Raw genomic sequence first — 14427 nt, 5'->3', positions numbered from 1 at the left:
AATGCCCCTCGAGGAAAATCCCATGGCAGACGATAACAGCAGCAACGGCGCAGCGAGCCCGACCCTTTCGATCCTTGCCCAGTACGTCAAGGATCTTTCCTTCGAAAACCCGGGCGCACCGCGCTCGCTTCAGGCCCGCGACAAGGCACCGGCGATCAACATCAATGTAAACGTCAATGCCAATCCGCTGTCCGAAACGGATTTCGATGTCGTGCTTTCGCTGATCGCTGAAGCCAAGGAAGGCGACAAGACGGTCTTCCACACCGAGCTCGTCTATGGCGGCGTCTTCCGCGTTGCCGGCTTCCCGCAGGAGCACATGCTGCCGGTTCTCTTCATCGAGTGCCCGCGCATGCTCTTCCCGTTTGCCCGCCAGATCATTGCCGACGTCACGCGCAATGGCGGCTTCCCGCCGCTGATGATCGACCCGATCGATTTCGCACAGATGTTCGCACAGCGCGTTGCCGAAGAACAGGCCCGCTCCAAGGTTCAGGCCGTTCCGAACTAAGCCGGTTTTACAGGCTCTCGAACTCAAATGCCCGGGCAAACCCGGGCATTTTTATTTTCAGTTGAGCTGATCGTATTTCGACCAGACGGCCTTTTGACCAAGCTTGGCGATGAGAGCGTCATGTGCCTCAACTTCCGCTTCGCTCAATCGCGGCGCCAACGACCGCGGCCTCTCCATGATGGCAGCGACGACGACTTCTTCCACCTCGGCATCGCTCTTGTTCTGGCTCGCAGATCCCGCAACGCCGAGCCCCAGTGCAGCCTGCCGGCCGCCGATCATCTCGATATAGACTTCGGCGAGAAGTTCGGAGTCGAGGAGAGCGCCGTGTTTGGTACGGTGCGAGTTGTCGATGCCGTAACGGCGGCAGAGAGCATCGAGCGAGTTCGGCCCCATTGGATGCTTGCGCCGGGCAAGCGAGAGCGTGTCGACGACGCGATCCGGCAGGATCGGCGGAATGCCGAGCCTGGCAAGCTCGGCATTCACAAAGCCCATGTCGAAAGTGGCGTTGTGGGCGATCCACTTGCCGTCGCCGAAGAATTCCAGAATCTGCTCGAAGACATCGGCAAAAGGCGGCTTGTCCTTCAGGAATTCGTCGCTGATGCCGTGGACGGCGAGCGCATCGGGATGAACCTTCTGATCACCCGGATTGACGAAGAGGTGGAGCGTCCTTCCTGTCGGAAAATGATTGAAGAGTTCAATACCGCCGATTTCGATGATGCGGTCCATGCGGTTGTCGAGGCCGGTGGTTTCCGTATCGAAAATGATCTCACGCATGTGGGACTTCTTCCTTCGCTATCCGCTTCTTCAAGTCGGCGACGATATCTGCCACCTGTTTTCTTGTCGTCTCGATGCTGTGGCTGCTATCCACGATGTAGTCGGCCCGACGGCGTTTTTCTGTATCTGATATCTGGCGGGAGAGAATCATATTGAATTTTTCTTCCGTCATGTTCGGCCGCGCAAGCACCCTCTCCCGCTGAATCTGTGGATCGGCGCTGACGACGACAATAACATCCACCCTCTGATCGGCGTCGGTTTCGAAAAGCAGAGGGATGTCGAGCAGGACCATATCTGCTCCCGCGGCCTCCTGCCGTGCCAGGAATTCACTCTCCCGCTTGCGCACCAAGGGATGAACAATCTGTTCGAGCCGCTTGAAGCCAGCTGGATCTCGAGCGAGTTGCCGGCCAAGTTTCTGACGGTCGACGGTACCGTTCTTCATCGTGCCGGGGAAAGCTGCATCGACCAGAGGTGCCGCTTCACCCGCATAGAGATCGTGCACAACAGCGTCAGAATCGTTGACCGCGACGCCGGCCTCGGCAAAGAGCTTCGCCGCCGTCGACTTGCCCATTCCGATGGAGCCAGTGAGGCCGATCTTCAGCATCAGTGTTTTTCCATATCCGCTGTTATCAATGCGCGCAGCGTTTCATCAACGACAGGCCGCATGCCGAACCATTTTTCAAATCCCGGAACCGCCTGGTGCAGGAGCATGCCGAGGCCATCTACGATGGCAAAACCTTGTTCCTCTGCCTGTGCGAGGATCGGTGTTTTCAGCGGCACATAGACAATATCCGTGACGACTGCGTCCGAAAGCATTGGCGAGAAATCAATGGCGGGTGCCGCCTCTCCATCCATGCCGAGAGAGGTGGTGTTGATGAACAGCCCCGCCCCGGTCATTACTTCGGCGAGTGCTGCGGTCGGATGCGCATGGACCTTCGGGCCGAAGCGGTCGGCCAGTTCCTGCGCCCGCTCGACTGTGCGGTTGACGACGTGGATTTCTTTGAAGCCGCGGTCGCGGACCGCCTGAATGACAGCGCGACTTGCACCGCCGGCACCGAAGATGACGACTCGGTCATGTCGGTCCCAGCCGGGATGGCGTTCATCGAGATTGGCGGTAAAGCCGCGGCCGTCCGTGTTCGTCGCAAGAAGTTTTCCATCCTCCAGCCACAGCGTATTCGATGCGCCGAGTTCTTCCGAAAGCTCATCCGGTTGGTCCGCCAGTTTGAACGCCATCTCCTTGTGCGGAATCGTGACATTGCCGCCAACGAAACCGGCACTGCCGTTCCTTAACGAGGCGATGAAATCCGCAAAGATTTCCGGGGCAACCTCATGCGCCCGATAGCTGCCGGGCAGATCGAGCGTCTTCAGCCAGTAGCCGTGGATCAATGGTGAGCGCGAATGCTTGACGGGAAAACCCGTGACAAACGCTTTCGGCCCATGTGTTTCACGTGAATCATCCATCGATCGCATCCAGTTCCCGGAGTTTTGCGAGGAGAGGCAACATCGGCAGACCGAGGATCGTGAAATAATCTCCGTCGATCTTCTCGAACAGCTGGATCCCTTCCCCCTCAAGCTGATAGGCACCGACGCTTGCCAGAGCCTTTGGTCCCACGCGCTTGAGATGGCGCGCGATAAAATCATCGGTCAGCGGACGCATCGTCAGTTCCGCATGCGCCACGTGTTGCCATAGGACTCCGCCATCTCTGACAATCGCAATCGCGCTGTTCAAGCTGTGTGTTCTGCCGCCAAGCATGCTCAGATGATTGGCTGCATCCGCCATATCCTTCGGCTTGTGAAAGACCTGAGCGCCAAGCGACATCGTCTGATCCGAGCCGATGACGAGTGCACCGCCGAAGCGCCGGCTGACCTCATCCGCCTTTGCTTCGGCAAGAACGAGCGCCACCTGATCGGGTGTGGCGCCCGATTTTTCCAGAGGAGCCTCGATTGCCCGCTCATCGATGTGAGCGGCATGCGCTTCAAAAGCCAGACCGGCATTTTCCATCAGCATCCGCCGGAATGGGCTCGACGATGCGAGAACGAGCTTTGGTGTCATCCCAGTTCCTCGGGAGCGATTCAGTTGTTCAGCGCTTAACGCAGCTTCGGCCGCAGGGCAACGATCGCCGCAGCCGTTTCCTCGATCGAGCGCCGAGTGACGTCGATCATCGGCCAGTTATGGCGGGCACAAAGAGAGCGCGCATACTTCAGCTCCTCCGAGATTGCTGCACGGTCGGTATAGTGTTCCTGGTCGAAACCCGGCGTCGATCCGAGCAGACGATTTTCACGGACTTGAGAAATCCGATCCGTGGTGGCGATGAGGCAGACTATCAGCGGTTTGGTCGCTGCCGCCAAAGCCTCGGGCAAGGGCACGCCATAGACGATCGGGATATTCGCGGTCTTGATGCCACGGTTTGCGAGATAAATGCTGGTCGGCGTCTTCGACGTACGGCTAATGCCGACGATGACGACGTCGGCCTCATTATAATCCTCCGGCATCTGACCATCATCATGGTCCATCGTGAAATTCAGCGCTTCGATGCGCGCGAAGTAGCCGGCGTTCATCACGTGCTGAGCGCCGACCCGCCTTCTGGAGGGAGCGCCGAGATAGATCTGGAACGCGCCGATAACCGGTTCCAAAACATTGACCGAGGCCACGCCCATTTCTGCGCAGCGTTCATCAATGATGCTGGCAAGCTCCGGATCGACGATCGTGTAGAGAACAATGCCGGGTTCACTGTCGATCGCCTGAAGCACCGGCATCAGCTGCTTGCGGTTTCTGATCAGCGGATAGACGTGTTCGATCGGCTGAGAAGACTTGAACTGCGCCGACGCGGCACGGCCGGCGGAGATCAGAGTCTCCCCGGTCGAGTCAGAAATCAGATGCAGATGGAAGAAGTTCGTTCTGTTCTCCACGCTATTTTCCGCTGCCTGTTGAAAAGACTGGACAGCGAAGAGCTAATGGCGTGGCCGGGATCGAGGCAAGGGAAAACATGCCTCCTTATCCACATCCGGAACTTTCGGAGGTCGTTTCAGAGATACCTGTGGAGTGTGGGGACTGTGGTTATGCTTCCCAAAACAATGCACAGCTTATCCACAAGATGGGTGACAAAATGAATTCCTGGAAGCTTCTGGAATCTCTGCGGGATTCGAGTTTCCTACCGCTTTAAGCGCAAATATACGAATCTTGGTTCCCGCTAACCGAGCCTGCGTGACAAATCGCGCTGTCGGTGGATGGATTTTAATCCTTGATAGACACCGACTCTAAGAAATAGAAACCTTTTAAAATATCTTTGTATTTTTATAGGGAAGAAGCGCTTGAGCGAAACGCGCCGGAAAATTATGCGGGTTCTTGATGGCGAGACCCTGACGCCCCCACCCCTCTGGCTCATGAGGCAGGCGGGTCGATATCTGCCCGAGTACAGGGAAACGCGCGCGAAGGCGGGAAGTTTCCTCGATCTCTGTTATTCGCCTGATCATGCCGTCGAGGTCACGCTTCAGCCGATACGCCGCTATGGCTTTGATGCCGCCATCCTGTTTTCTGATATCCTGGTCATCCCCGATGCGATGAAGCGCAATGTACGCTTTACCGAGGGGCATGGCCCTGAGATGGATCCGATCGACGAGGCGGGTATCGCCGGCCTGGATGGAGAAAGCGTTGTCGATTACCTGCAGCCAGTTCTGGAGACGGTGAAGCGCCTGAGGAATGAGCTGCCCACCGAGACAACCCTCCTTGGCTTCTGTGGCGCGCCCTGGACGGTTGCGACATACATGATTGCTGGTCATGGCACGCCGGATCAGGCACCCGCTCGCCTCTTCGCCTACAGGCATCCGCGCGCCTTCGAATATCTGTTGACGCTGCTCGCGGATGTCTCTGCAGATTATCTCGTGGCGCAGATCGATGCTGGCGCTGATGCGGTGCAAATCTTCGATTCCTGGGCCGGTGTTCTCGGCGAGAGGGAATTTGAAGCTTTCGCAATCCGTCCCGTGACGCGCATGATCGCTTCGATCAGGGCACGGCGGCCGCAGGCGCGGATCATCGCCTTTGCCAAAGGCGCGGGCTACATGCTCAAGACTTACCGGCAGAAAACCGGAGCGGATGCGATCGGGCTCGATTGGTCCGTACCACTTGCCTTTGCGGCCGAGCTGCAGAGGGACGGACCCGTGCAGGGCAATCTCGATCCGATGCGTGTCGTGGCTGGCGGTCGTTCGCTGGAGGAAGGTATCGACGATATTCTTCAAGCGCTCGGAAACGGACCGCTGATCTTCAATCTCGGTCATGGCATCACGCCGCAAGCGGATCCGGAGAATGTACGCCTTCTTGTCGATCGCGTGCGTGGCATGGGTGCTGCGTGATGGAAAAGCAGACGGATCAAAAGCCGGGTGCCTATGCCCGCCGGCGTGCCCATTTTGCGCTGGCCTTCTTCGCTCTTCTGGCTGTCGGACTGTTCGTCTGGAATCCTGATAATCTCTATCTTTGGATCAAGGCGCTTCACATCATTGCCGTGATCTCGTGGATGGCGGGGCTTTTCTACATGCCTCGTCTTTTCATCTACCACACCGATGCAGAACCTGGCTCGGTTCAATCCGAGACCTTCAAGGTGATGGAGCGGCGGCTGCTCAAGATCATCATGAACCCGGCGATGATGCTGACCTGGATCCTTGGTCTTTATCTCGCCTGGTCGGTCTATGGTTTCCACGGCGGCTGGCTACATGCGAAGATCGGGTTGGTTGTCCTCCTGACAATCGTCCATGTCTTTTTCAGCAGAGCCGTGCGGGCGTTCGAACGGGATGAAAACCGTCGCTCGGCACGTTACTGGCGCTTCATGAACGAGGCGCCAACAGCACTGATGATCCTCATCGTCATCCTGGTGGTGGTGAAGCCTTTTTGAAGCCCAGGGGTTGCTGAGGTTAAATTTCAGTCATTTTAAGCAGCCCCCTTGCGGGTCGGGTTCCGACTCGCTATTTTCCGGCCATCTCATCTTCGTGGCATGTGTGTAGAGTTCAGTCGCCTGCGAGCCCCTTTCGCAGTACCGAATACGACCCAACATCGCCTTTCCCCTTATAAAATAACGAGTATTGGTCACTTCATGGCTGAAATGAAGCTTCAGGAACTTAAGAGTAAATCCCCGACGGATCTTCTGGCTTTTGCCGAATCGCTCGAGGTCGAAAATGCGAGCACGATGCGCAAGCAGGAGCTCATGTTTGCAATCCTCAAGGTTCTTGCCAGTCAGGATATCGAAATTATCGGCGAAGGCGTCGTTGAAGTCCTGCAGGATGGTTTCGGGTTTCTGCGCTCCGCAAATGCTAACTATCTGCCCGGTCCGGACGATATCTACATCTCTCCCTCCCAGATCCGCCGCTTCTCTCTGAAGACCGGCGATACGGTCGAGGGTCCCATCCGCGGTCCGAAGGAAGGCGAACGCTATTTCGCGCTTCTCAAGGTCAACACAATCAATTTCGATGATCCCGAAAAGATCCGTCATAAGGTTCACTTCGACAACCTGACGCCGCTCTATCCGAACGACCGTTTCAAGATGGAACTGGATGTTCCAACCTCCAAGGATCTTTCGCCCCGCGTGATCGATCTCGTGGCGCCTCTCGGCAAGGGACAGCGCGGCCTGATCGTTGCTCCGCCGCGTACGGGTAAGACGGTTCTCCTGCAGAACATCGCTCACTCAATCACCGCCAACCATCCGGAATGCTATCTGATCGTTCTGCTGATCGATGAACGTCCGGAAGAAGTCACGGATATGCAGCGTTCGGTCCGCGGCGAAGTTATTTCTTCTACATTTGACGAGCCGGCGGTTCGGCACGTCCAGGTCGCCGAAATGGTGATCGAAAAGGCCAAGCGACTCGTGGAGCACGGCCGCGACGTTGTCATCCTGCTCGATTCCATCACCCGCCTTGGCCGCGCCTACAATACCGTCGTTCCTTCGTCCGGTAAGGTTCTGACTGGTGGTGTCGACGCCAACGCGCTCCAGCGCCCGAAGCGCTTCTTCGGTGCAGCACGTAACATTGAAGAAGGTGGTTCGCTGACCATCATTGCAACGGCTCTCATCGACACCGGTAGCCGCATGGACGAAGTTATCTTCGAAGAGTTCAAGGGCACCGGTAACTCTGAAATCGTTCTCGACCGTAAGGTCGCTGACAAGCGTATCTTCCCGGCCATGGATATTCTCAAGTCGGGCACGCGCAAGGAGGACCTGCTCGTTCCGCGTCAGGATCTGCAGAAGATCTTCGTTCTGCGCCGTATCCTCGCTCCGATGGGAACGACCGATGCGATTGAATTCCTCATCGACAAGCTGAAACAGACGAAGAATAATGGTGACTTCTTCGACTCGATGAATACCTGATTATTAGCCGGATTCCTCAGACTGAGGCTGGTGAGTCGTTCACACGACTGCCGGCCTTTTCTGTTTCGAATTGATTCGGAAACGAACCGATAGGCTGAAGACCATATGGAAACGTGGAACGACACCATATTTGCTCTTTCGAGTGGCGCCCCGCCGTCAGGTGTGTCGGTTGTTCGTGTCAGTGGCCCCCAGACCTGTTCTATCCTCGAGGCACTGGTTGGTCGGATTCCATCACCGCGAACGGCCGCCTACAGAACGATTCGGACTCGGAACGGTTTTCCGATCGATGCCGGGCTGGTTCTTTTCTTTCCTGGTCCGGCTTCCTTTACCGGCGAGGACTCCGCCGAATTCCAAGTTCATGGTTCCAGAGCAGTTATAACGGCTCTCTCGAGAGAACTGGCAACATTCTCCGGAACCAGACTTGCAATGGAAGGCGAATTCAGCCGTCGCGCCTTTGAGAACGGCAAGCTTGACCTCGTTGAGGTCGAGGGGTTAGCGGACCTTATAGCGGCTGAGACGGAAATGCAGCGTCGCCTAGCGCTGGAGCAGAGCTCGGGCGGTCTGTCGCGCCTATACGATTCGTGGGCGGAACGAATTACGCGCTCCCGCGCTTTGATTGAAGCCGAACTGGACTTTCCGGATGAAGACGATGTTCCCGGCTCTGTAGCGGATCAGATCTGGGTGTCGCTGGCGGAGCTTCGGCGAGAGATGGAGGATCATCTTTCTCATGCCGAAATGGGAGAGATTGTCCGAGATGGTTTTAAAGTTGTTATTGCCGGGGCGCCCAATGCTGGAAAGTCCAGCCTGATGAACTGGTTTGCGCAAAGGGACGTGGCGATCGTTACCGACATAGCAGGCACGACGCGCGACGTGCTTCATGTCGATATCAATCTGAATGGCTATCTGGTCAAGCTTTATGACACAGCGGGTCTGAGAGACACCGGCGATATAGTGGAGCAGGAAGGTATCAAGAGAGCACAGCTGGCGTTGAACAATGCTGATCTCGTGCTCTTTCTGACTGACATGGGGTCGCCATCACCAATAGATCCTATCGACTTGGAACGCGCTTCATCGCATGTTATTGTCGGCACCAAGCGGGACCTATATCCTTCAACTGTTTCATACGACCTTCAGATTTCTACAATGACAGGTGAAGGCCTTCCGGAACTTCGGGACTTTGTTTCTTCCTTCATCGAACAGAAGTTTGAGGGATTGTCTCTATCCGTTCCGACACGGGAGCGGCATAAGGATTCGCTCTCGAAATGCCTGATTGCCCTATCGGCGGCAATCGATCAGGCAGAGCAAAGCCTGGAGATCAGGGCGGAATCTTTAAGGCTCGCCGGTGATCATCTGGGGCGCATCACCGGACGGGTCGACGTTGAAGATCTTCTTGGCGTCATCTTTTCGGAGTTTTGTATCGGAAAATGATTCACGTGGAACGCCGGTGGCAGCGGCGTGAGAAGTTTCACGTGAAACCTTTTGTGGAGTAGCGCATGAGCGCCAGTAGTTATGACGTTATCGTGATCGGAGGCGGTCATGCCGGATCGGAAGCAGCCGCGGCTGCCGCGAGGATGGGCGCAAAAACTGCCTTGATCACGCATCGGCGCGACACGATCGGCGTAATGTCCTGCAATCCGGCCATCGGCGGGCTTGGCAAGGGCCATCTTGTTCGCGAGATTGATGCGATGGATGGTCTTATGGGCCGTATTGCTGATGCAGCAGGTATCCAGTTTCGTATGTTGAATAAGAAGAAGGGTGCAGCGGTTCGTGGTCCGCGCACCCAAGCCGATCGTAGGCTCTATCGACTCGCCATGTTGACTGCCATCGAGGCAATTGAGAACCTTGATGTGATCGAAGGCGACGCATTTGATCTGGATATCAAAGGCAATCGAGTCGCTGGCGTAATAATGAAAGACGGAAGGCTCATCGTAGGCCCGTCGGTTGTTATTACGACAGGCACGTTCCTTCGGGGACTTATCCATATAGGAAATGAGAAGACACCTGCAGGCCGCACCGGGGAGCCACCTTCGATGGGGCTTTCAACGACGTTCCTGCAATTGGGTTTGAAGCTGGGCCGTCTTAAGACAGGGACACCGGCTCGCTTGAACGGGAAAACGATTGATTGGGAATCTGTCGGGCGTCAGACTGCCGATGACGAGCTGGTGCCGTTCTCCTTCATGACCGATCGGATCGTGAATCCACAGGTCGAATGCGGCGTAACGCGAACGACAGAGGCGACGCACCGTATCATCGTCTCTAACCTGCAAAAATCGGCGATGTATTCTGGACAGATCGAAGGTGTCGGTCCGCGATATTGCCCATCGATTGAAGACAAGCTCGTTAAATTTGGTGAGAGGGACGGACATCAGATTTTCTTGGAACCTGAAGGGCTTGACGACAATACCGTTTATCCAAACGGGATTTCAACGTCGCTGCCGGCCGACGTTCAAGCCGCGTTCATCAGGACGATTCCTGGTTTGGAGCGCGTAGAAATATTACATCCTGGCTACGCGATTGAATATGACCATGTCGATCCAAGAGAGTTGACAGCAACATTGGAAGTTAAAAAACTACCAGGGCTTTTCCTGGCTGGTCAGATTAACGGGACGACGGGTTATGAGGAAGCCGGCGCCCAAGGTCTTGCTGCAGGTCTCAACGCCGCATTGTCGAGTGGCAATTCCAAACCTTTTATATTCAGTCGTACAAACTCCTATATCGGCGTCATGATTGATGACCTGACGACGCGGGGTGTTACGGAGCCGTATCGAATGTTCACGTCTCGCGCGGAGTATCGATTGACACTCCGCGCCGATAATGCTGACGCGAGGCTTACGCCAGGCGCGATCGAACTTGGGTGTGTTTCCAGTGAACGCCAAGCTCGTTTTGCGGCATATCAAGACGAGTTGGAGAGCGGTCGAACGCTCCTTCAGTCTTTATCCGTTACGCCGAATGAAGCGCGTAAGGCAGGACTTAATCTGAATCTCGACGGCCAGCGCCGAACTGCCTATGAACTTCTGTCCTATCCCGAATATGCGTTTTCGCAGTTGGAGCAGGTGTGGGGAGATCTGAAGTCCTTCTCCAAGAAGGTTGTCGAGGCTCTGGAGATCGAGGCGATCTATTCGGTTTATATGGATCGTCAGACCGCGGCCATCGAGGCACAGCGGCGAGATGAGGCGCGCTTGATTCCTGAGAGCTTTGATTACAGCAGTCTATCGGGACTCTCGAATGAGCTGAAGAATAAGCTCAACACACAAAAGCCCGCCAACATCGCTCAGGCTCTGAAAGTGGACGGTATGACGCCAGCGGCGATTTCGCTCTTGCTCGTGCACTTGCGTCGCGGTGAAAGTGTTCGTGGGCAGGTCGCGTAGTCGCTGCAAGGTTTGAGAGTCTTCGGGAATGGAATTAAACGGATTGCGTGTTTCACGTGAAACACAAGAACGTCTGCAATATTTCGCAGAGCTTTTCACGAAATGGGCCAAGGCGATCAACCTCATCGCCCCTTCGACCATGAGTGATATGTGGAACCGGCATATCGCGGATAGTGCGCAGATATTTCAGATCTCCCCTCACCCGCAAACCTGGATCGATCTCGGAAGCGGCGGCGGTTTTCCGGGTGTGATCACCGCGATCTTCCTGGCCGAACAGCAACAAGGTTGGGTTCACCTGGTGGAGAGCAACAATAAGAAGGCGGCATTTCTGCGCACTGCTTTGCGAGAAACCGGCGCGCGAGGCGAGGTGCACGCTATCAGGATCGAAGATGCGCCGGTAGCAATAGCTGCTTGCGACGCTATTTCCGCCCGTGCGCTAGCCGATCTCGATAAGCTGATTGAATACGCGGCGCCCTGGATGGTTGGAAAGGAAAATAATCGCGCATATTTTCATAAAGGCCGGGATTACCAAAGAGAGATCCAGAAAGCACATGGCCGCTGGACTTTTGATCTGCTAGAACACAATAGCGCTGTTGAGCAAGATTCTGTAATTCTCGAAATATCAAGTCTCCAGCGCCTGGTTTAACGAAACGGATATTGCGGCAATGGCTGGCGAACGTAATCGGATTATCACCATCGCAAATCAAAAGGGTGGCGTTGGCAAGACGACCACCGCAATCAATTTGGCAACCGCTCTCGCCGCCATTGGCGAGCGGGTGCTGATTATCGATCTGGACCCACAGGGCAATGCAAGCACTGGTTTGGGTATTGATCGACGCAATCGTAAGCTTTCTTCTTACGATCTGATGGTCGGGCAAGCTGGTGTCGCCGAGACCGCGTTGGAAACGGCGGTTCCTAATCTCTTCATTGTTCCGTCGACGATGGATCTTCTCGGGGTCGAGATGGAAATCTCGCAGCAGAGCGATCGCGTCTTCAAGCTTAAAAAGGCATTGTTGTCCCCCGAAGCGGTGTCTTTTTCTTACATTCTTCTCGACTGCCCGCCTTCCTTCAACCTGCTGACAATGAATGCGATGGCGGCTGCCCATTCTGTGCTGGTGCCGCTGCAGTGCGAGTTCTTCGCGCTTGAAGGTCTGAGCCAGCTTCTGGAGACCGTCAACCAGGTCCGCCGAACGGTCAATCCGCAGCTCGATATTCAAGGCATTGTGCTGACGATGTTCGATGCTCGCAATAATCTTGCACAGCAAGTCGTCAACGACGTGCGGACTCATCTCGGTGAGAAGGTCTATCACACACTTATCCCGCGGAATGTCCGTGTTTCAGAGGCGCCCTCATACGGCAAGCCGGCTATTCTCTATGATCTCAAGTGCGCCGGCAGCCAGGCCTATCTGCAGCTCGCATCGGAAGTTATCCAGCGGGAGCGGCAGAGACTGGCAGCTTGAAAGAGTGCATGACAGAGTAAGCGAGTTTTAAACATGAATGACGATACATCGAAAAGACGGCTTGGCCGCGGCCTCGCAGCCCTTATAGGTGAAATGGATCAGCCTGTTCCGGCCGAGGCGGAGCGGCCTACGGTCAGCGCCGACCGGATGATCCCTATTGAGTTCGTCACTCGCAACCCTCGCAACCCTCGTCGTTTCTTTGATGACACCGAGCTTCACGACCTTGCGAGTTCGATCCGCCAGCATGGGATCGTGCAGCCAATCGTCGCCAGAACGCTCGCGCGGGACCGCTATGAAATCATAGCCGGCGAAAGACGTTGGCGGGCGGCCCAACTGGCGGGTTTGATTGAAATTCCTGTTATTATCAGAGATGTTGATGACAAGACGGCGCTGGAAATTGCGATCGTTGAGAACGTTCAACGCTCCGATCTCAACGCTCTCGAAGAAGCGCTTGGCTATGAGCAGCTCATCGCCGAATATGGATATACCCAAAATGATCTCGGTGAGATTATCGGCAAGAGCCGCAGCCATGTCGCCAATTCGTTGCGCCTGTTGAAGCTGCCCGAGCCCGTTCGGGACATGCTGGCTGCTGGGAGCCTTTCCGCGGGGCATGCGCGTGCGTTGGTTTCGACATCAGACCCCTCCGCACTCGCGCGTACAATTGTTTCCAAGGGCATGTCGGTGCGCGATGCGGAGAAGCTTGCGCAGAACGACATCAAGGCTCAGTCAGAGCCACACGCGCCTGTTCAAAGAAACCAGAAGGATTCCGATACGCTGGCTCTGGAGCGCACGCTATCGGATACGCTCGGGCTTGATGTATCCATCAATCACAAGGCCAGTGGCGGTCAGATCCGTATCTCCTACAAGTCCCTGGAGCAGCTCGAGGAAGTCTGCCGGCTTCTGGAACGCCGCTGATCAGGCTTGGGGGCGTCTTGCCGACTGCAGTGTCGTGGAGAGCAACGTCTGCATGGCGATGCTGTCTTCCAATATCTGACGCTGTCTCGTTTGCAGGACAGCTGCCTGCAGGCGCTTCGTTTCACGCGAGATGGCGTCTGCGCTCCAGCTTTTTAATGCCTGCTCTATAATCGGCTTGCGGCGGAAATGAAGATGTCTGCCCAACGTCTGCATGATCTGCGCGGGCGGCAGTCTCTTGTCATCCATCTCCGCGCGCATCGTATCGAGAAGCTGAAATTGTCGAAGGCAGGCTTGGAGAACCAGAAAAACCGAGGTTTTGGAACTGGTGATCTTCTGCATCGCATGTAGGAAACTGTTGCTGTTGCCGCTCAATATCGCATCCACAGCATCATCGACCGAAATTGCACTGGCGTCCCCGATTATTTCGGTAACGTGATGATCATCGATCGTTCCCGCGCCTCGGCAATAGAGCGCCAGTTTGCGAATTTCGTTTCTGGAAGCAATTCTGTCGCCCCCGATCAGCGCGACGAGAGCTTGCCTGGCAGCAGGCGTTATGCCCAACCCTTCGGCGGAAAGTTCGTTGTCGATCAGCGCGTTCAGCGCGCGGCCGTCGTCAGCATAGCAGGGGATGGCAACTGTTGCGCTACGAGCAGCCTCGACTGTCTTGCGTAAGGCAGATCCCTTTTTCAGATCACCTGCTTCGATGATGATGCTGACTGCTTCAAGGGAAGCGCCGGACAGAAACGCGACAGCATCGACGAGATATTTCTCGTTCGCGCCACCCCTTACCCATATCAGCTTTTCGCCGCCGAAAAGACCGATGGATTGGGCTTCATCAACCAACCGGCCAGGCTCTTTCTGTAGATCGCCGACATCAAGCTTGGTGACGGAGAACGGATCGTTCTGATCTATGCCCGTCTTTCCAGCGATCATACCGGCGCGCTCGGAAACGAGTCCACGGTCCGGACCATAGATCAGATAAATGCGGTACAGGCGTGCGGATTTCTGCAGAAACCCTTCGAACTCATGGGATTTGATTTCCGCCACGCCACCGC

General features: G+C 55.8%; 15 protein-coding genes. 9 read left to right on the top strand and 6 right to left on the bottom strand.

Features of this window, described 5'->3' with window-relative positions; genetic code table 11:
* The first annotated feature begins 22 nt into the window (after nt 1–22).
* The gene (gene secB, locus AB4Z13_RS09720) at nt 23–505 is read left to right on the top strand and encodes a protein-export chaperone SecB (protein WP_007813799.1); all 483 of its coding nucleotides are present in this window, start codon (nt 23–25) and stop codon (nt 503–505) included.
* Between the two features lie 57 nt (nt 506–562).
* Here the strand turns inward: secB and dnaQ are convergent, their stop codons facing one another.
* Genes dnaQ through AB4Z13_RS09695 form a run of 5 tightly spaced genes read right to left on the bottom strand, consistent with a single transcriptional unit; the run spans nt 563 to nt 4189 of the window.
* Entirely contained in the window at nt 563–1279 is a 717-nt protein-coding gene (gene dnaQ, locus AB4Z13_RS09715; protein WP_439016920.1) for a DNA polymerase III subunit epsilon, read from the bottom strand.
* A complete protein-coding gene (gene coaE / locus AB4Z13_RS09710) occupies nt 1272–1883 on the bottom strand; it encodes a dephospho-CoA kinase (RefSeq protein WP_442205970.1) in 612 nt (203 codons plus the stop codon). The genes dnaQ and coaE overlap by 8 nt, the downstream gene beginning before the upstream one ends.
* A complete protein-coding gene (locus AB4Z13_RS09705) occupies nt 1883–2740 on the bottom strand; it encodes a shikimate dehydrogenase (RefSeq protein WP_439016919.1) in 858 nt (285 codons plus the stop codon). The genes coaE and AB4Z13_RS09705 overlap by 1 nt, the downstream gene beginning before the upstream one ends.
* Nucleotides 2733–3332, bottom strand: a complete 600-nt coding sequence (locus AB4Z13_RS09700) for a Maf-like protein (RefSeq protein ID WP_439016918.1) — start codon at nt 3330–3332, stop codon at nt 2733–2735. Before AB4Z13_RS09700 ends, AB4Z13_RS09705 begins: the two co-directional genes overlap by 8 nt.
* A 35-nt stretch (nt 3333–3367) precedes the next feature.
* The gene (locus AB4Z13_RS09695) at nt 3368–4189 is read right to left on the bottom strand and encodes a pyruvate, water dikinase regulatory protein (protein WP_007813808.1); all 822 of its coding nucleotides are present in this window, start codon (nt 4187–4189) and stop codon (nt 3368–3370) included.
* A 402-nt stretch (nt 4190–4591) separates the two neighbouring features.
* On the opposite strand from AB4Z13_RS09695, the gene hemE reads away from it, so the two are divergent.
* The 8 genes from hemE to AB4Z13_RS09655 all read left to right on the top strand — a co-directional run bounded on the left by hemE (nt 4592) and on the right by AB4Z13_RS09655 (nt 13372).
* Complete coding sequence (gene hemE, locus AB4Z13_RS09690) at nt 4592–5629, top strand: uroporphyrinogen decarboxylase (protein WP_439016917.1); 1038 nt, start codon at nt 4592–4594, stop codon at nt 5627–5629.
* Nucleotides 5629–6165: a protoporphyrinogen oxidase HemJ gene (gene hemJ / locus AB4Z13_RS09685; RefSeq protein ID WP_007813813.1), complete on the top strand. Its 537-nt coding sequence runs from the start codon at nt 5629–5631 to the stop codon at nt 6163–6165. The genes hemE and hemJ overlap by 1 nt, the downstream gene beginning before the upstream one ends.
* 198 nt (nt 6166–6363) lie before the next feature.
* A complete protein-coding gene (gene rho / locus AB4Z13_RS09680; RefSeq protein WP_113322177.1) occupies nt 6364–7629 on the top strand; it encodes a transcription termination factor Rho in 1266 nt (421 codons plus the stop codon).
* Between the two features lie 105 nt (nt 7630–7734).
* Nucleotides 7735–9057: a tRNA uridine-5-carboxymethylaminomethyl(34) synthesis GTPase MnmE gene (mnmE, locus tag AB4Z13_RS09675; protein ID WP_439016916.1), complete on the top strand. Its 1323-nt coding sequence runs from the start codon at nt 7735–7737 to the stop codon at nt 9055–9057.
* Between the two features lie 65 nt (nt 9058–9122).
* Entirely contained in the window at nt 9123–10997 is a 1875-nt protein-coding gene (mnmG, locus tag AB4Z13_RS09670) for a tRNA uridine-5-carboxymethylaminomethyl(34) synthesis enzyme MnmG (RefSeq protein WP_439016915.1), read from the top strand.
* A gap of 28 nt (nt 10998–11025) precedes the next feature.
* Complete coding sequence (rsmG, locus tag AB4Z13_RS09665) at nt 11026–11643, top strand: 16S rRNA (guanine(527)-N(7))-methyltransferase RsmG (protein ID WP_113322180.1); 618 nt, start codon at nt 11026–11028, stop codon at nt 11641–11643.
* A 19-nt stretch (nt 11644–11662) separates the two neighbouring features.
* Nucleotides 11663–12457 carry a ParA family protein gene (locus tag AB4Z13_RS09660; protein WP_439016914.1) on the top strand — a complete coding sequence of 265 codons (795 nt, stop codon included), beginning with the start codon at nt 11663–11665 and terminating at the stop codon, nt 12455–12457.
* Between the two features lie 33 nt (nt 12458–12490).
* Nucleotides 12491–13372, top strand: a complete 882-nt coding sequence (locus AB4Z13_RS09655) for a ParB/RepB/Spo0J family partition protein (protein WP_439016913.1) — start codon at nt 12491–12493, stop codon at nt 13370–13372.
* On the opposite strand, the gene holA is transcribed toward AB4Z13_RS09655, so the two are convergent.
* On the bottom strand, nt 13373–14419 hold the full coding sequence (gene holA, locus AB4Z13_RS09650; RefSeq protein ID WP_439016912.1) for a DNA polymerase III subunit delta: 1047 nt from the start codon (nt 14417–14419) through the stop codon (nt 13373–13375).
* Nucleotides 14420–14427 lie beyond the last annotated feature (8 nt).

The sequence above is a fragment of the Rhizobium sp. YAF28 genome, from assembly GCF_052113285.1.
Taxonomy (GTDB): Bacteria; Pseudomonadota; Alphaproteobacteria; order Rhizobiales; family Rhizobiaceae; genus Rhizobium.
This window is presented reverse-complemented; position numbering and strand designations above follow the sequence as displayed.